Source organism: Microcystis sp. M109S1 (assembly GCF_020247025.1).
Lineage (GTDB): Bacteria > Cyanobacteriota > Cyanobacteriia > Cyanobacteriales > Microcystaceae > Microcystis.
In genome coordinates this window covers 1-15,461 of record NZ_JADBRW010000219.1, presented here as the reverse complement: position 1 = coordinate 15,461, position 15,461 = coordinate 1, and the positions used below count along the sequence as shown (strand labels likewise).

Sequence of the window (15,461 nt, the reverse complement as noted above, 5' to 3'; positions counted from 1 at the left end):
TTTCATTAACGCACCCTACAAGATCGGCTGAAACAGCCCAGTAGGGTGTGTTAGCGTCAGCGTAACGCACGAATTTTGAACATTATATTAAGGTGCGTCACATTTCATTAACGCACCCTACAAGATCGGCGATCGCACTTAGCGATTAGGGAAATTGGGAAAGCGAGTGCGGCATCCGCGATTGATCAAGCCATACCATCCCCAAGCGGCACATTCAATCGGGCGAGTCTCTTGAGGTCGGGAAACAACCGTATAGTCGCAAGAGACATAGCCGTTACCGTCGCTATCTACTGCCTGACAGCTCGCTCCTTTTAGGTCTTCTCTAAGAACGGAATTAACATGGTCTCTCAGTTGATTTTCGGCAAAACTCTTGCCCAAAAAAATCTGTCCTAGGAAAGAAACGGCGCCGATTGCGAGAATGCCGAAAACAATAGTACTGACTAAGAGTTCAATTAGGGTGAAACCTTTGTTAGCCTTCTTGTTGGCGATTTTGAGCAGCAGTTTGGTTTTGAAGTTAGTGTTCATGATTTTTCCTGAATACAGGTGTTGGATTTGCTTGTGAACAATAAAACTGTTTCTATTCGTTTGTTTAGGCTGAAGAGGCTTAACTATGCGTGAAATTTAAATTTCTTTACAAAAAGCTGGATGCCAACTATAGCAGTTATCTTAGCGTTGGGTTTCATGCTTCAACCCAACCTACGTTCAGCTTATATTTAATTCCACCCACCCACTTAGGACTTGTATTAGGGAACGCACCCTACAGCGATAGCGTACTGCTACGCAGTGCCTTCGGCATCGCACTGCCCCGCTAATTGAGCGCCACCAATCGGTATGATTCGTAATTATGCCGCAACCACTGACAATGAGCGGCAAGTATCTTCTGATAGTATTGCCGATCGAGAAGGGATTGGGAAGAGATCGCCAAAATAGTTTAAAAATCGGCCGAGAATTTCTAGGATAGAAGTAAAGACCATCCTTGCCTACTTTTTCTATGATCCTAGCCGCCGAAACTGGACTAAAAACCGCTACTCTAGACGTAAAAGGCATGAAATGCGCCGGCTGTGTTAGTGCCGTAGAACGACAACTCAGCCAAAATCAAGGGGTAAAATCGGCCCAAGTTAACCTAATCACGGAAATTGCCGTGATTGAATACCAACCAGATGCGATCGCACCAGAGCAATTAGCCGCAAAATTAACCGCGATAGGATTCCCCACCCAACCGCGCAGCTCATCGACTCCCCTTGGCCAACAAAATCAACGTCTGCAAAACCAGCAAAAAGAACGGCAACAACAATTATACCGATTAGCGATCGCTTGCTGTTTACTGGTTTTTTCCCTGGTCGGTCACTTACACCACATCGGTGGACCGAAAATCCCCATCTTTCAAAGTATTGCTTTTCACTGGACTTTAGCCACCCTAGCCATTTTATTCCCCGGTCGCGATATTTTCATCGATGGTTGGCGCGGATTACGGCACGGGATGCCAAATATGAACACTCTCGTTAGTTTAGGCACAGGTAGCGCCTATATAGCCAGTTGTTTAGCTCTTGTCTTCCCTAATCTCGGTCTAGAGTGCTTTTTCGATGAACCAGTCATGCTGTTAGGGTTTATTCTCCTCGGACGGACTCTAGAAGCGCATTCCCGTCATCGCGCGGCCGCAGACCTAGAAGCGCTTACCTCCCTACAACCAGCAGTGGCTCACCTGATCGGTAGTACAGATGACCGTGTGGGCGTGGCGATTCCGGTGGAACAGCTGCGCGTCGGGGAATGGGTGCGCGTCTTACCCGGGGAAAAAATTCCCGTGGATGGGGAGATTATTCAGGGAAGAACCACAGTAGATGAAGCTTTATTAACGGGGGAATCGCTGCCGGTGGTTAGGGAAATGGGAGATCTAGTCATTGCTGGCAGTTTCAATCTCTCTGGTGCGATCGCCGTACAAACTCGTCAGGTGGGGACCGATACCACCCTAGCTAAGATTATCGCAGCCGTGGAATCAGCCCAAACTCGCAAGGCCCCAGTACAGAAGATAGCGGACCGGGTAGCGGGTTATTTTGCCTACGGAGTCATGATAATTGCCCTAATTGTGCTGCTCTTTTGGTATTTTTGGGGAACTAGGCTCTTTCCAGAGGTGTTAGGTTCAACCACAGGACACCACGAGATGATTCAATCCACTTCTCCCCTACTTTTGTCCCTAAAATTAGCGATTTCTGTGCTTGTGGTCGCTTGTCCCTGCGCTCTCGGTTTAGCCACACCGACGGCCTTATTGGTGGGAACCAGTTTAGCAGCCGAACGGGGCATTTTAATTAAAGGGGGCGATGTTTTGGAAACCGTCTCGCGACTGCAAACGGTGGTTTTTGACAAAACGGGAACCCTTAGCCAAGGTCATCCGGAAATTACCGATTGTTTGAGTTTTTCTGAGCTTAATCCCCTGGAAATTCAACAATTAGCGGCAGTAGTGGAGAGTGGTACTAATCATCCTCTTGCTCGGGCGATTTTAGACGCGGTTACTCCTCCTACTAACCTGACGGGGGAAGATTTTCAAACTGTGGCCGGATTGGGAGTTTCTGCAAGGGTGCAGGGGGCGAAAATTGTTCTGGGAAATCCGCAATGGTTGGCGCAGAACGGCATTAAAATCGATGAAACTATCCCGGGCATTCAAGAGCTTTTACAAGCGGGTAAAACGGTGATTTATCTGGGTATAGAAGAACAATTACTCGGCGCGATCGCTTTTCAGGATCGATTGCGTCCTGATGCTCAAACAACCGTTAATCAGCTGCAAAAACTCGGTTTAGAGGTGATTTTACTCAGTGGCGATCGCCAAGAAGTGGTGACAGCGATCGCTAATAGTTTGGGTATTAGTCAATTTTATGCCCAAGTTGCTCCTGCCGAAAAATCCGCCTTAATTGCTGACTTACAGACAAAAGAAGGCAAAATCGTGGCTATGGTCGGGGATGGTATCAATGATGCTCCCGCACTAGCACAGGCTAACATCGGTATTGCTCTGGCCGGTGGCACAGAAGTGGCCATGGAAACGGCCGGGATCGTTTTAATTAGCGATCGCCTGGAGGATGTGGTGCAATCTCTGCATTTAAGTCTGGCCACATGGCAAAAAATCCGACAAAATCTTTTTTGGGCTTTGGGTTATAATACCCTTGCTATTCCCATTGCCGGTGGCTTATTACTACCCCATTGGGGTCTAGCTTTCAGTCCGGCCCTAGCAGCAGCTTTGATGGCTTTTAGTTCGGTTATGGTAGTGAGTAATTCCTTGCTTTTACGTCGTCAATTTCCCCCGCTCAAATCGACGCAGGAAGGCAAAAAATAAAGCAATGCCGATTTTTTCTCAATAACTTTTGCGGTTTATTTAGAGCTTGCTGAATAAATCTAAAAACCTTGTTGGGTAAGACTTTTAGACTTTTTGTCAATCAAAAAGTACTGGCCATGGGAGTGGTCGGGGGTAAAATTCAGGTACTTTTTCCCTGAAAATTAGGTAATTGACCACATGAAAATGGGTAAAACCCTACACCCCACACCCCACACCCTGCCCCCACGAGAAACTTTTTGCCGCAAACCCTATTTAAAGCGAAGTTATCTATCGTATTATTGATGGGGATAGGGAAGGAAAAGTTAGCACCCCAGTTAAATCACGGTGATAAGGTGGTATTTTGTCCCCAAGTCTTCATCAGCTGACGAAGATAGCAACGAATAGTTTTAAGCGGTAATTCTGGTCAGGGATTGCCCTTGATAATTGTTGGTAATAATCTGGTGAATAGATTCAAAAAATCGCCGACAACGATTATTAGTTCTCAGGGGTAATTCATGATTTTTTACCAATAAATCAATCTGAAGTTCGGAGCTAGTGGGAGGATGAATAAATAATTCCACTTTCACTAACTGGGGAAAGAGAGCATCGTTAGGAACTTCCGATAAAAGCAAGACATCGGTCCGGCGCTTGATGATTTCAAATTCACCCAAACTTAGGATATCATCGTATAAAAACCCGGTCTGATGAGGAGAAATCCCGACAAAATAGGAACAGGAATAGCGAGCCATGGCAGGGAAGAGATGATAGATTGGTCACGGTTAATCGGTCAAAATCAGGCCATTGAACTACTACAAAGAGCGCTTGAAATCAATTCGATCGCTCCCGCTTACTTATTCGCCGGCGCTAAGGGAATTGGACGTAATCTGGCCGCAAAATGTTTCTGTCAAGACTTGTTAACTAGAGATCGATCGCCGGAAACAAGGGAATTAATCCTGAAACGCTTTCTGGGAGGCAATCATCCCGATTTACTCTGGATTGAACCCACTTATCAACACCAAGGCAAACTGCTCACGGCAAAAGAAGCACAGGAAAGCAATCTCAAGCGTAAAGCTCCCCCGCAAATTCGCATCGAGCAAATTCGTGAGATTACTAACTTTTTAAGTCGTCCTCCCCTGGAATCGGCCCGCTCTGTGGTAGTGATCGAGGAAGCAGACACCATGACGGAAGCGGCGGCAAATGCGCTCTTAAAAACGCTTGAGGAACCTGGAAAAGCCACTTTAATCCTGATTGCTCCCAGTCCCTCCTCTTTACTACCCACTCTCGTTTCTCGCTGTCAACACGTCCCTTTTCAGCGTCTTTCGGAAGAAAATCTCGCTCAAGTCCTCCGCTCTAACGGACACGCTCGCGTTCTCAATTATCCGGCAATTCTCGGTTTAGCCCAAGGCAGCCCCGGAGAAGCGATCGCCGCTTTAGAGTTTCTCGACAGTCTCCCCCAAGATTTACCGCAATCTTTAAGCAAATTTCCCCTAAAACTCTCCCAGTCCTTAAACTTAGGAAAAATTATTGCTCAAACCCTTGACACGGAAACCCAATTATGGTATGTGAGTTATCTTCAGTATGAGGATTGGCAACGACGAAGAGAGCGATCGAGTTTGCAAATCTTGGAAAAAACCCGCCGGCAGCTGTTAGCCTACGTTCAACCCCGTTTAGTCTGGGAATGTACTCTCTTGGAATTAGCCAAGCTACCCACCGCCCAGAAGCCTTAGAATTGTTATTATACCGCTCAATTCCGTGAGGAGAAGGGAAAATGAAGATCAAATCCTTAGTTTTGCTGATTCTGTTAACCTTGACTACGGTTTTAGGCGCTTGTCAGGGAGCAAAAGAAGCCGAAGAACCGAAAAACGTCCCTACCACGGTGGAATCGCCGCAAAAAGACGCAGATGGCGATGAAGACGGGGAAAACCAGCAAAAAGACGGTGATAATGACCAGAATAAAGACGATGACGATGATGATAACTAAATCCCTAGTATAAAAAAATCGGGTGAGCTTTAACCCACCCGATCGCATCTGTATTAAAATTAACCTATAACTGGGGTACAAACTGTTCTTTTTCGGGAACGTAGGCGTATTCAGCCACAATTTGCCGGAATTCTTCCCCATTGATCGTTTCTTTTTCGATCAGCAGATCCACCACTCGATCGATCACTTCGCGATGATCGCGGACAATTTGCCGAGAAATTTCATGGCAGTGTTCCACGATTGATCGCACCTGATCATCGATGCGAGTAGCGACCTTCTCAGAATACTCGGAACGAGTCATCAAACCGCCACCGAGGAACACTTCACCCCCTTGACTTTCTAGGGACAAAGGACCTAAATCGCTCATCCCGAAACGAGTCACCATCTGACGGGCCATATCAGAAACTTGCTGTAAATCGCCACCCGCACCGGTAGTCACCTCATCATAGCCGAAGATTTCTTCCTCGGCCGCCCGACCACCTAAAGCACCGGAAATCCGGGCCATTAACTGCGCTTTCGTGGTTAAACCCTGTTCTTCGTTGGGAGTGAACCAAGTTAAACCCTGGGCCTGTCCGCGGGGAATCAGAGTCACTTTCTGGACGGGATCGTGATCTTTTAAGAGCGTACCCACGATCGCATGACCCACTTCATGGTAAGCGATTAAGCGCTTGCTCTTGCTATCGACTAAAGGAGTGCCTTCCATACCCGCGATAACGCGATCTACCGCATCATCTATCTCTAACAGGGTAATGGCTTCTTTACGACGACGGGCGGTTAAAATTGCCGCTTCGTTCAGTAAATTGGCTAAATCTGCCCCACTGAACCCCGGAGTGCGACGGGCGATCGCTTCGATGGAAACGTCGTTAGCCAGCTTTTTATTGCGGGCGTGAACGTCTAAAATCTCTAAACGACCTTTAAAATCGGGCGCATCGACGGTTACTTGGCGATCAAAACGGCCCGGACGCATGAGAGCGGAATCGAGAACATCGGGGCGGTTAGTGGCGGCAATGATGATAATTCCCGTATTCCCCTCGAAACCGTCCATTTCTGTCAATAATTGGTTTAGGGTTTGTTCCCGTTCATCGTTACCACCACCGATACCGGCACCCCGTTGACGACCTACTGCGTCAATTTCATCGATAAAGATCAAACAGGGAGCATTTTCCTTGGCTTTTTTGAACAAATCGCGCACGCGAGAAGCACCGACACCGACAAACATTTCCACAAATTCCGAACCGGAAATGCTGAAGAAAGGTACACCCGCTTCACCGGCGATCGCTTTGGCTAACAGGGTTTTACCCGTACCGGGAGGGCCAACTAAAAGGACTCCTTTGGGGATTTTGGCACCGACGGCGGTAAATTTCTCCGGTTGTTTGAGGAAAGTGACGACTTCCTGTAATTCTTCCTTCGCTTCGTCAATTCCCGCCACATCATCAAAGGTGATGCCGGTTTTCGCTTCCATCTGGAAACGGGCTTTTGATTTACCAAAACTCATCGCTTGACCGGGGCCGCCGGGCATATTATTAGAACGGCGGAACAGGAAAAAGAGAGCGGCAATCAGCAAAAAGGGGAAAAGTAGATTACCGAGGAATCCCCACCAAGCACCGTCATTCCGCATCGGGTGAGCATCGAAACTGATTTTAGAATCGCGTAAACGGGCGATTAAATCGGGGGAATTGGCCGGTAAATCGACTCGTAGGCGTTGTACTCGGTTTTCTAGTTCTGGATCTAGGGCCTGTACGATCGCGGTTCTGCCACCTTCGTAGAGATCGACGCTAACAACCCTACCACTCTCTAGGTATTCTAGAAAGCGTCCGTAGGTCATGCGGGTAGTGGCGGTGTTATTGCCGATATTACCGGTGGCCGTGGCAAAAGTGCCTTGCCAGAGGAAAAAACCGACCACAAGGGCGGGCAATGTCCACAGTAAAATCGTTTTCCAGGATAGTTTCATGTTTGTTTAGTGGTTCTAGGATAAAGATTTTTGCCTAACTCATTTAGCTGTTTTTGTCAAGGATTTTAGGTTATTTTTTCGAGATTAATCCCCGCAGCCAATTAAATCTTAACTAAATGTAACGTAATTCTCATAATTCTGACAACAATGGTGACGAGAATTTTTTTAGTTCATTTGTTCTAACAAGAGTCTCAGGGTTTCTGGGATATTGCTGTACTGAATTTAAACTGCCTAGAAGTATATACTATATCTATTGATACGAAAATCATCTCCAAAATCCTAGAATTGCTTCTTTTTCCCATATTTGATAATTTTGCTAGATGTAACCAATTAAAGATAGAGTTAGTATCTCAACAAAATTTTTACCCTGATTTGACCTTTATTCACGAGCCAACAGGAGCTAAGTTGGCTGTGGATAGAGATTACTGTTGATGAGGAGAGTGTTTAGTGAAGTTAACGCCGCTTGTGCCACCGATTAAGTGTCAAGGAATTAAAACTAAGTTGGTAAAAGATGTTAAAAATATTGTGTCTGATCTGAGCTTTGGGCGTTGGATAGAACCCTTTTCTGGCTCGGGAGTGGTGGCTTTTAATATTAATCCCAAAAAGGCTTTACTTGCGGACACAAATACTCATATTATCCAGTTTTATAATAATCTAAAAAATCAAGTTATTACCAGTAAAACTGTTAAGCTTTTTTTGCAAGAAAATGGTCAAGTTCTTAAGGAGCAGGGAGAAAGTTATTATTATCAAGTACGAGAAAGATTTAATCAAGCTCCTAATTCTCTAGATTTTTTATTTCTCAATCGCTCCTGTTTTAATGGGGTGATGAGATTCAATCGTAAGGGACAGTTTAACGTACCTTACTGTCATAAATCAGAACGATTTTCTCAAGCATATATTACCAAAATAGTCAATCAAGTTATTGCCATAGAAAATATTCTGATTAAAACTGATTATACTTTTCAAGTTGCTGACTTTCGAGAGACTTTATCTGATTGGCAAAAAACAGATTTGCTCTACCTCGATCCTCCTTATTTGGGGAGACACGTCGATTATTTTAACTCTTGGTCTGAAGAGGATGAAGATTGTCTGGTGACTATTTTAAAGGATATTTCTTGTCGGTTTATTTTGTCCACTTGGCACAGTAATCAGTTTAGAAGCAATCCTTTAATTAAAAAAAATTGGAGTGCTGATAAGTTTTATATCTATACTAAACAGCATTTTTATCATGTTGGTTCCACAGAAAAATTACGTCATCCGATCACCGAAGCGCTCATTACTAACTTTAACATTTCCTTGTTGCCAGAGCGAGGAACTGATTTGCAACAACTGTCATTATTCCCATCGACAGCAGAAAATGAGGGAGTGAGAACAGTCTAGAAGATGCCTAGTTGCTAATTCTCACTCCTTACTATTTATCCTTGGCTTTGGCGTAGATGGTCATTAATTTGGCGTTTGCGCTTTTCTTCGGGGGTAGTGCTAGTAATTTCGCCAAAATCTTGACTACTCATCGAAAGATGGGACATTATCTTTCTTTTGCGCTCTTTAGCAGTTAATTCTGGTGAAGGAGTCACTGGAGGCGGCGCTGCCACGGGTTCCGCTGCCACCGGAGGAGTTTCCACAATTGGCAGCGGTTTTTTGGGAATATAGTCAGCACCACTGGTGCTTCTGGAGAGATGATCGAGAATGCGCCGTTTGCGATCGTCAGTAGCCATAACAATCTTTGCCAGTCTAGTGTGAACTTTTGTAACTATCACCTATTGTCAAACATCCCTATCTCCTTGAGAAGTCAAGGGAGATTTTATTTTGAGGGATTGAAGACATATAAAACCTGCGATCGCATTTATCTGGCCGTGGAACTGGGGGTCTTCTCGCCCAAGGTGATAAGATAAAAAACTAAGTCTTTGAAAATATGACAAAGGATTTATCTATCATGACACCCTCTTTAGCTAACTTTCTCTGGAGCCTTGTTTTAGGTGCGGTTATCGTCCTGATTCCTGCCACTATCGGTTTGATTTTCATTAGTCAATACGACAAGATCAAACGGACTTAATTTAATCTAACTCTAAATGCCCAGACGGATCCGTCTGGGCATTTTAGCTAATTTTGGAACTGGCAAGAGCGATCGCACCGACTACCCGATATCCCTCCGTTTGTAAAACCTGCACAGCTTCCTCGATCGTGGTTCCCGTGGTATAAATATCATCAATTAAGAGAATCGGCACTGATTTCGGTAAATTTTTCCCCAGTTGAAAAGCCGCTTGCATCGTCTTTTTTCTTTCCTCGGCTGCCAGACTAAATAAGGCTGCCGTGTTCTTAATCCGAATTAATCCGCGACTAGCCAGAGGATAACCGGTTAAACGACAGAAACCCTCACCAATGACTTCTGCTTGATTAAAACCCCTTTCCTTTAACCTTTCTGGGTGGAGAGGGATAGGAATCACCGTCAAACGTTTATCGGTGAGGGGAGGACGAAGCAGCCAAGTTTCCCCCATGCAACTGCCTAGCAAAGAGCCGAGAGCGGGATGGCGATCATATTTCATTTTAGCGATCGCCTGTTTTAATTTACCTTCATAGCGTCCCCAGATAAACAGGGGAATAGAACCACGCCAGAGAAAAAGCGGGTTATTCTGACGATAGGACTGTAATTGTCGCCCACAATCACGGCAAAGCTCTCGCTCGCTCTGCCGTTGACAAAGAGGACAGGGAGACTTAAGAAATAAAGCGAGAAAAGGTTCGAGCATGGGAAGCAAAAGTTTTAGCTAGATCCTGATTTCCGTCGTCAAAAACGGTCAAATAATGGGGATTACTCCGCTCGATCGAAAGACTGATTCCTTGCGCTCCTTCGGACTCTAGATCTTGTAGATAACCCCCCTGATGCTGTTGTGCTTCCTCAAAAGAAGCAAAGGGACCAAAATAGTAAATACAGTGGGGGGAAAGGGAGGTAATTTTCAGCCACCAAGGGGTATTATCGTCAGAAATTTTCTTTGTCTCCAAGAAAGATAAAATCATGTTCTGGTAGTGATAGGGTACAGGGATTGCGGGAATCAAGGATAGGTTTTGAGGAACTTTGCCCCCATAATTCCCATTTGCCGGCCAAAAAATACAGCTTCTGGCCAAAGAGAGTCTTTTTATCGTATTAGAGTAACAAGGGGATCGGTCGCAAAATCGAAAGAGATTCTAAAAATTCCCCTCAGCCAAGGGGAAGCGGATCGAGATAGGATAGTAAAAAGTTTTTTTTTAGAAAGCTAAGGGGATCAGATAACTATGAGCCAGATCACAGACACAGATAAGAGTCTTGAGGCGATGAAGAATTTTGCCGAACAGTACGCTAGACGTACAAATACTTACTTCTGTAGCGATCTCTCGGTGACAGCCGTAGTAATTGAGGGATTAGCGCGTCATAAGGACGAATTAGGCGCTCCTTTATGTCCCTGTCGTCACTACGAAGACAAAGAAGCGGAGGTAAAAAATACTTTCTGGAATTGTCCCTGTGTACCGATGCGGGAACGGAAAGAATGTCACTGTATGCTATTTATTACCCCCGATAACGAGTTTGCTGGGGAAGAACAGATAATTTCCCTCGACTATATCCAAGAAGTCCGCGAATCGATGAAGGGGCATTAGTTTAGGGTAATGACAGCCAGCGCTTTTGGGCAAGGAATCGACGAATTTAATCGCCAGCAATTCTATGCTTGTCATGATACCCTAGAGGCTTTGTGGATGGAGTCCGCAGAGCCTGAAAAAACCTTTTATCAAGGCATTTTGCAGATTGCTGTCGCTTGTTACCATCTAGAAAATAATAACTGGCGCGGGGCGGTAATTCTTTTGGGAGAAGGGGTTAGACGTTTACAACACTATCAACCCGATTATGAGGGGATCAACGTGACGCACTTGGTGGGGGAGAGTTTGGATCTATTAAACTTTTTACAGAATCTCGATCCCCAAGCTTTACCGGCAGTGCTAGAAGGGATGAAAAGCAATCAGGAACATCCTCATCCCCACCTCGATCGATCTATATGTTCTCTGCCGAAAATCCTCAAAAGTCATCCTGTCCTCTAAAAAGCTAGATTAGTTAGTCAATACAATTACATCTAAGTAGGTGGGTGTTAAAAATTGTCAGCACCCCCCTTATCAAGGGGGGATTAAGGGGGGATCAAAGACAAAATCTATCTTCAATTTAATTGAAACCATTTACTTATAGGCGACATTTCTATGAGAGCAAGATACACAAAAATCAGAGGATGGCTAGTTTCCCTCGTTTCTGCTGGCTTAATGGTGGGATTGGGCAATTCTCCCCTAGTCAAAGCACAGCAGAACATTGTACCCGGTAATGCCATGACAGTGCGATCGGATATTCAAGAGGCAAACTCAAAAACGGGGGTAATTACTGCGAGGGGTAACGTACAAGTGTTCTATCCTGCCCGCAAAATGCAGGCCACTTCCGCCCAAGCTCAGTATTTTAGCCGCGAACGTCGTTTAGTGATGACGGGTAACGTTTACGTTTTGCAGGAAGGCAACAGTATCCGCGCCGAAACGATGACTTATCTAGTCGATGAGGGCAGATTTATCGCTACTCCCCAAACCAGTCAGCAGGTGGAGTCAATTTATTTAGTCAAAGATAACGAAACTTCCCCCCAACCGGCTGCTTCTCCGACACCCGCACCCATACCTTCCCCTTCCCTCCCCGCTGCCCCAATTATTAACCCGCAGTGATTGGGAGTCAGTAGTCTCCGAGACAGAATTCAGGAGTCAGCTTTTTTCTCCCCACTTCCCCACTTCCCCAACCCCATCCCCCATCCCCCATCCCCCATCCCCCATCCCCCATCCCCCGATCAAGATGACTTTAGTATTAGAAAATATCCATAAATCCTACGGTAAAAGGCTCGTGGTTAACCGGGTGAGTATTACTGTTGCCCCGGGAGAAATTGTCGGGTTATTAGGACCAAATGGTGCGGGGAAAACCACAACTTTTTATATCGCCACGGGATTAATTAAACCGAATCAAGGGCGCGTTTGGCTCGATCAAAAAGAAATTACCAAATTACCCCTTAATCAAAGGGCGCGTCTGGGTATTGGCTATCTGACGCAGCAGGCCAGTATTTTTCGTTATTTAACTGTATCAGAAAATATTCAGTTAGCCCTAGAACAGTCGGGGGTTCCCTTTTCCCAACGGGCAAATCGTCTCTATGATTTATTAAAAGAATTTCGCCTCGATAAGATTGTTCGCACTAAAGGAGCCTACGTTTCCGGAGGAGAAAGAAGAAGGACAGAATTAGCTCGCGCTTTAGCGGTGGGAGTCAACGGACCAAGATTTTTATTATTAGATGAACCTTTCGCCGGGGTGGATCCGATCGCTGTGTCCGAGATTCAAGCGATGATCGCCGGTTTAAGGGATCGTCAGATGGGAATTTTAATTACCGATCACAATGTGCGAGAAACTTTGGCTATCACTAATCGGGCTTATATTATGCGCGAAGGGCAGATTTTAGCGGCGGGAAGTGGCGAAGAACTTTATAATAATCCTCTGGTGCGTCAGTATTATTTGGGTGATAATTTTTTCCGATAATTGTTATTAATAAAAAATCGCTGCATTATATCATGAAAGTTAGCAATTGGCAAGGAAATTTAAGTAGAATACCCGGATTTAGCATCTTAGACCGCTATATTTTTGTCGAGTTATTATTGCCGTTTTTATTTGGTATGGGTTTATTCACTTCTTTGGGAGTGGCGATCGGTACTTTATTTGATTTAGTGCGACGGATTACTGAATCGGGTTTACCTTTTACTTTGGCCTTAAAAATTCTCTTATTAAAAATGCCAGAGTTTATCGTTTTAGCCTTTCCCATGTCGATACTTTTAGCGGCTTTAATGGCCTACAGTCGTTTAGCCAGTGATAGCGAATTAATTGCTTTGAAAAGTATTGGAATTAGTGTTTATCGCCTCATAATTCCCGCCATTGTGCTAAGTTTAATAGTGACGGGATTAACCTACGTTTTTAATGATTATGTGGCTCCAGCTGCCAGTTATGAAGCTAATGCTACCATGACCAAAGCTCTGCGACCAAATCGCAAATCTTTTATTGAAGATAATATTATTTATCCTGAATACGGCAAAGTGCGGCGGCCGGATGGAGGGGAACCGCAAACGGTATTAAGAAGGTTATTTTATGCTGAAAGATTTAATGGTCAAGAAATGCTAGGTTTAACCATTCTCGATCGCACCCAGCCGGAAGTTAATCAAATTATTACCTCAGAATCAGCTTCTTGGAATATTGAAAAAAATATCTGGGATTTTTATAACGGCACAATTTATCTAATTGATCCTAAGGGTTCCTATCGTAATATTGTACGATTTCAACATCAACAATTAGCCCTACCTCGTACCCCTTTAGATTTAGCTTTTCGAGGCCGAGATGGTTCAGAAATGACCCTAAGACAAGCGCGGGAATATCTAGGAATACTGCAATTAAGCGGCAATCCTACCAAAATTAGAAAACTACAGGTTCAAATCGAGCAGAAAATATCTTTACCCTTTGTTTGTTTAGTTTTTGGGATGATTGGGGCAGCCTTGGGATTGCGTCCCCAAAATTCTAATAAAGCCACCAGTTTCGGTATTTGTATTGTCCTAATTTTCTCCTATTATCTCCTATCTTTTGTCACCAGTTCCTTAGGCATTGGCGGAGTTTTAACCCCCTTGATGGCCGCTTGGTTGCCCAATATTTTAGGATTAACTGCCGGGGGAATTTTGTTACTTCAATCGGCTAAGTAATCGAGGGTTAGCGGTGGGAATAAAAATTGATAATCATCAAATTTCTAAGGCTAATTTGTATAAACGACTGCGGGACAAATTAGTAACCTGTGCTAATTGTCTGCTGGCTTGCGATCGATTAACTCCTCCTTCGATAATCTGTTTTAATTCCCGTTTTAATTCCTCGTCGGATAATTGGATAGTATCGAACCGATTGTTGCCCATAACTACGATAGTAAATTCTCCTTTAGGAGTTTTATTCGCCAGATATAAATTAATCGCCTCGGCGACAGTTCCTCGCCAAATTTCTTCGTAAAGCTTGGTTAATTCCCGACCTAAAACTATCTTTCTCGTTGGGCCGAAAGTTTCTCGTAAATCCTCCAAAGTCTTAATAAGTTTGTGAGGAGCTTCATAAAAAACCATCGTTCTCGTTTCAGTTTTTAAACTCTCTAAGCGCTCTTGTCTCAGCTTTTCCTTACCCGGAAGAAATCCTTCAAAACAGAATCTTTCCGTGGGTAATCCCGACACCGCTAAAGCAGTAATTACCGCCGTTACTCCGGGGATGGGAACCACTTCGATCTTAGCTTCTATACAAGCTTTAATTAACTCATAACCTGGGTCAGAAATCCCCGGCATTCCTGCATCAGTAACCAAAGCGATATCCTGACCTTGGCTGAGAATATTTAATAACTCATCGAGACGGGAAAGGCGATTATGTTCGTGGTAACTAATTTGAGGGGTTGGAATATCAAAATGCTGTAATAATTTCCCTGTGTGTCTGGTATCTTCGGCAGCAATTAGAGCGACTTTTTTGAGAGTTGCCAAGGCCCGCAAAGTCAGATCGTCTAAATTGCCGATCGGCGTTCCCACCACATACAATTTACCGAGATTATTCATAAATTGGCTAAAAATAGGCTATTTAGTCGTATTTTCAGTGATCAGTAAACAGTAAACAGTAAACAGTAAACTAAAAACTCACATCTGCTCACTGATAACTGCTCACTGATAACTGCTCACTGAAGACCGATCGCTTTTCTCTGTTCAGGGATCACTCAAATAGGGTAAAGTAGGTCAAGGTATGCTCACCCCTGTCAATGCAGTAATCTAGTCTAAGGAGAACGTCTTAGTAATGTTAACCCTAAAAATAGCCGTTTATATCGTTGTTTCCTTCTTTGTCTTACTATTTATCTTTGGCTTCCTTTCCGGCGATCCTACCCGTAACCCTGGACGCAAAGACTTTGAGTAGAAGACAATTGACAAACCGGTTCTAGGGTAGAGGCACAGGGAACAAGTTATTAAACTTTCCCTGTCTCCCTAGAAATAATGATCATGGTAGTATCATCGGAAATTTTGGGTCTGAAACCCCGCCGTTCTAGGTTGGCTTTACGTTAGAATTAAAAGGCCAGTCTCGAAAACCAAGTGGACGGCGCAGCACCTTGAAAACTCGGCTTAGGGGGTTCCGACCAGAAAAGCTTGGC

The 15,461-nt window shown here is 44.6% G+C and carries 19 protein-coding genes; 12 read left to right on the top strand and 7 right to left on the bottom strand.

The window, feature by feature from the left end; translation table 11 throughout:
* Nucleotides 1-138: 138 nt before the first annotated feature.
* A complete protein-coding gene (locus IM322_RS11010) occupies nucleotides 139-525 on the bottom strand; it encodes a PulJ/GspJ family protein (protein ID WP_271971317.1) in 387 nt (128 codons plus the stop codon).
* Between the two features lie 466 nt (nucleotides 526-991).
* On the opposite strand from IM322_RS11010, the gene IM322_RS11005 reads away from it, so the two are divergent.
* Complete coding sequence (locus IM322_RS11005; protein WP_287674310.1) at nucleotides 992-3,322, top strand: heavy metal translocating P-type ATPase; 2,331 nt, start codon at nucleotides 992-994, stop codon at nucleotides 3,320-3,322.
* A 386-nt stretch (nucleotides 3,323-3,708) separates the two neighbouring features.
* On the opposite strand, the gene IM322_RS11000 is transcribed toward IM322_RS11005, so the two are convergent.
* A complete protein-coding gene (locus tag IM322_RS11000) occupies nucleotides 3,709-4,050 on the bottom strand; it encodes a hypothetical protein (RefSeq protein WP_287674309.1) in 342 nt (113 codons plus the stop codon).
* Nucleotides 4,051-4,062: 12 nt separating this feature from the next.
* Here IM322_RS11000 and holB point away from each other — a divergent pair, with 12 nt between their 5' ends.
* The gene (gene holB, locus IM322_RS10995) at nucleotides 4,063-5,028 is read left to right on the top strand and encodes a DNA polymerase III subunit delta' (RefSeq protein WP_287674308.1); all 966 of its coding nucleotides are present in this window, start codon (nucleotides 4,063-4,065) and stop codon (nucleotides 5,026-5,028) included.
* Between the two features lie 41 nt (nucleotides 5,029-5,069).
* On the top strand, nucleotides 5,070-5,282 hold the full coding sequence (locus IM322_RS10990) for a neurohypophysial hormones like protein (RefSeq protein WP_287674307.1): 213 nt from the start codon (nucleotides 5,070-5,072) through the stop codon (nucleotides 5,280-5,282).
* Between the two features lie 64 nt (nucleotides 5,283-5,346).
* On the opposite strand, the gene ftsH2 is transcribed toward IM322_RS10990, so the two are convergent.
* Nucleotides 5,347-7,233 carry an ATP-dependent zinc metalloprotease FtsH2 gene (gene ftsH2 / locus IM322_RS10985; RefSeq protein ID WP_287674306.1) on the bottom strand — a complete coding sequence of 629 codons (1,887 nt, stop codon included), beginning with the start codon at nucleotides 7,231-7,233 and terminating at the stop codon, nucleotides 5,347-5,349.
* 207 nt (nucleotides 7,234-7,440) lie between these two features.
* Here ftsH2 and IM322_RS10980 point away from each other — a divergent pair, with 207 nt between their 5' ends.
* Nucleotides 7,441-7,665, top strand: a complete 225-nt coding sequence (locus IM322_RS10980) for a type II restriction endonuclease (protein WP_502863376.1) — start codon at nucleotides 7,441-7,443, stop codon at nucleotides 7,663-7,665.
* A gap of 15 nt (nucleotides 7,666-7,680) precedes the next feature.
* The gene (locus IM322_RS10975; RefSeq protein WP_287674305.1) at nucleotides 7,681-8,613 is read left to right on the top strand and encodes a DNA adenine methylase; all 933 of its coding nucleotides are present in this window, start codon (nucleotides 7,681-7,683) and stop codon (nucleotides 8,611-8,613) included.
* 35 nt (nucleotides 8,614-8,648) lie between these two features.
* Here IM322_RS10975 and IM322_RS10970 read toward each other — a convergent pair whose 3' ends face one another.
* Nucleotides 8,649-8,948 carry a hypothetical protein gene (locus IM322_RS10970; protein WP_287674303.1) on the bottom strand — a complete coding sequence of 100 codons (300 nt, stop codon included), beginning with the start codon at nucleotides 8,946-8,948 and terminating at the stop codon, nucleotides 8,649-8,651.
* A 218-nt stretch (nucleotides 8,949-9,166) separates the two neighbouring features.
* Here IM322_RS10970 and psbX point away from each other — a divergent pair, with 218 nt between their 5' ends.
* Nucleotides 9,167-9,286 carry a photosystem II reaction center X protein gene (psbX, locus tag IM322_RS10965; RefSeq protein ID WP_002733679.1) on the top strand — a complete coding sequence of 40 codons (120 nt, stop codon included), beginning with the start codon at nucleotides 9,167-9,169 and terminating at the stop codon, nucleotides 9,284-9,286.
* 43 nt (nucleotides 9,287-9,329) lie between these two features.
* Here the strand turns inward: psbX and IM322_RS10960 are convergent, their stop codons facing one another.
* Nucleotides 9,330-9,977, bottom strand: a complete 648-nt coding sequence (locus IM322_RS10960; protein ID WP_002795927.1) for a ComF family protein — start codon at nucleotides 9,975-9,977, stop codon at nucleotides 9,330-9,332.
* Nucleotides 9,946-10,245: a DUF1816 domain-containing protein gene (locus tag IM322_RS10955; protein WP_287079968.1), complete on the bottom strand. Its 300-nt coding sequence runs from the start codon at nucleotides 10,243-10,245 to the stop codon at nucleotides 9,946-9,948. The genes IM322_RS10960 and IM322_RS10955 overlap by 32 nt, the downstream gene beginning before the upstream one ends.
* 255 nt (nucleotides 10,246-10,500) lie before the next feature.
* Here IM322_RS10955 and IM322_RS10950 point away from each other — a divergent pair, with 255 nt between their 5' ends.
* From IM322_RS10950 to IM322_RS10930, 5 genes are all read left to right on the top strand, one after another.
* Nucleotides 10,501-10,860 (top strand): ferredoxin thioredoxin reductase catalytic beta subunit, encoded by a 360-nt coding sequence (locus tag IM322_RS10950; protein WP_002760795.1) that lies wholly within the window; start codon nucleotides 10,501-10,503, stop codon nucleotides 10,858-10,860.
* A gap of 9 nt (nucleotides 10,861-10,869) precedes the next feature.
* Entirely contained in the window at nucleotides 10,870-11,295 is a 426-nt protein-coding gene (locus tag IM322_RS10945; protein ID WP_158200115.1) for a DUF309 domain-containing protein, read from the top strand.
* A gap of 153 nt (nucleotides 11,296-11,448) precedes the next feature.
* Nucleotides 11,449-11,949 carry an LptA/OstA family protein gene (locus tag IM322_RS10940; RefSeq protein ID WP_286825210.1) on the top strand — a complete coding sequence of 167 codons (501 nt, stop codon included), beginning with the start codon at nucleotides 11,449-11,451 and terminating at the stop codon, nucleotides 11,947-11,949.
* Nucleotides 11,950-12,073: 124 nt separating this feature from the next.
* Nucleotides 12,074-12,802: an LPS export ABC transporter ATP-binding protein gene (gene lptB / locus IM322_RS10935; protein ID WP_002797884.1), complete on the top strand. Its 729-nt coding sequence runs from the start codon at nucleotides 12,074-12,076 to the stop codon at nucleotides 12,800-12,802.
* Nucleotides 12,803-12,834: 32 nt separating this feature from the next.
* Nucleotides 12,835-14,004, top strand: coding sequence for an LptF/LptG family permease (locus tag IM322_RS10930; protein ID WP_287674299.1), 1,170 nt, complete (start codon nucleotides 12,835-12,837; stop codon nucleotides 14,002-14,004).
* A gap of 36 nt (nucleotides 14,005-14,040) precedes the next feature.
* Here the strand turns inward: IM322_RS10930 and rsmI are convergent, their stop codons facing one another.
* On the bottom strand, nucleotides 14,041-14,880 hold the full coding sequence (rsmI, locus tag IM322_RS10925) for a 16S rRNA (cytidine(1402)-2'-O)-methyltransferase (RefSeq protein WP_286825213.1): 840 nt from the start codon (nucleotides 14,878-14,880) through the stop codon (nucleotides 14,041-14,043).
* Between the two features lie 232 nt (nucleotides 14,881-15,112).
* Here rsmI and IM322_RS10920 point away from each other — a divergent pair, with 232 nt between their 5' ends.
* Complete coding sequence (locus IM322_RS10920) at nucleotides 15,113-15,229, top strand: photosystem II reaction center protein I (RefSeq protein ID WP_002732356.1); 117 nt, start codon at nucleotides 15,113-15,115, stop codon at nucleotides 15,227-15,229.
* Nucleotides 15,230-15,461: the final 232 nt, after the last annotated feature.

What these genes read in the sequence shown, in the direction of transcription:
- lptB (WP_002797884.1), top strand. Translation starts at nt 12,074, where the DNA reads ATGACTTTAGTATTAGAAAATATCCATAAATCCTACGGTAAAAGGCTC.
- rsmI (WP_286825213.1), bottom strand. Translation starts at nt 14,880, where the DNA reads ATGAATAATCTCGGTAAATTGTATGTGGTGGGAACGCCGATCGGCAAT.
- IM322_RS10940 (WP_286825210.1), top strand. Translation starts at nt 11,449, where the DNA reads ATGAGAGCAAGATACACAAAAATCAGAGGATGGCTAGTTTCCCTCGTT.
- ftsH2 (WP_287674306.1), bottom strand. Translation starts at nt 7,233, where the DNA reads ATGAAACTATCCTGGAAAACGATTTTACTGTGGACATTGCCCGCCCTT.
- IM322_RS10990 (WP_287674307.1), top strand. Translation starts at nt 5,070, where the DNA reads ATGAAGATCAAATCCTTAGTTTTGCTGATTCTGTTAACCTTGACTACG.
- IM322_RS10955 (WP_287079968.1), bottom strand. Translation starts at nt 10,245, where the DNA reads ATGATTTTATCTTTCTTGGAGACAAAGAAAATTTCTGACGATAATACC.
- IM322_RS11000 (WP_287674309.1), bottom strand. Translation starts at nt 4,050, where the DNA reads ATGGCTCGCTATTCCTGTTCCTATTTTGTCGGGATTTCTCCTCATCAG.
- IM322_RS10950 (WP_002760795.1), top strand. Translation starts at nt 10,501, where the DNA reads ATGAGCCAGATCACAGACACAGATAAGAGTCTTGAGGCGATGAAGAAT.
- IM322_RS10930 (WP_287674299.1), top strand. Translation starts at nt 12,835, where the DNA reads ATGAAAGTTAGCAATTGGCAAGGAAATTTAAGTAGAATACCCGGATTT.
- IM322_RS10970 (WP_287674303.1), bottom strand. Translation starts at nt 8,948, where the DNA reads ATGGCTACTGACGATCGCAAACGGCGCATTCTCGATCATCTCTCCAGA.
- IM322_RS10945 (WP_158200115.1), top strand. Translation starts at nt 10,870, where the DNA reads ATGACAGCCAGCGCTTTTGGGCAAGGAATCGACGAATTTAATCGCCAG.
- psbX (WP_002733679.1), top strand. Translation starts at nt 9,167, where the DNA reads ATGACACCCTCTTTAGCTAACTTTCTCTGGAGCCTTGTTTTAGGTGCG.
- IM322_RS10960 (WP_002795927.1), bottom strand. Translation starts at nt 9,977, where the DNA reads ATGCTCGAACCTTTTCTCGCTTTATTTCTTAAGTCTCCCTGTCCTCTT.
- holB (WP_287674308.1), top strand. Translation starts at nt 4,063, where the DNA reads ATGATAGATTGGTCACGGTTAATCGGTCAAAATCAGGCCATTGAACTA.
- IM322_RS11005 (WP_287674310.1), top strand. Translation starts at nt 992, where the DNA reads ATGATCCTAGCCGCCGAAACTGGACTAAAAACCGCTACTCTAGACGTA.
- IM322_RS11010 (WP_271971317.1), bottom strand. Translation starts at nt 525, where the DNA reads ATGAACACTAACTTCAAAACCAAACTGCTGCTCAAAATCGCCAACAAG.
- IM322_RS10920 (WP_002732356.1), top strand. Translation starts at nt 15,113, where the DNA reads ATGTTAACCCTAAAAATAGCCGTTTATATCGTTGTTTCCTTCTTTGTC.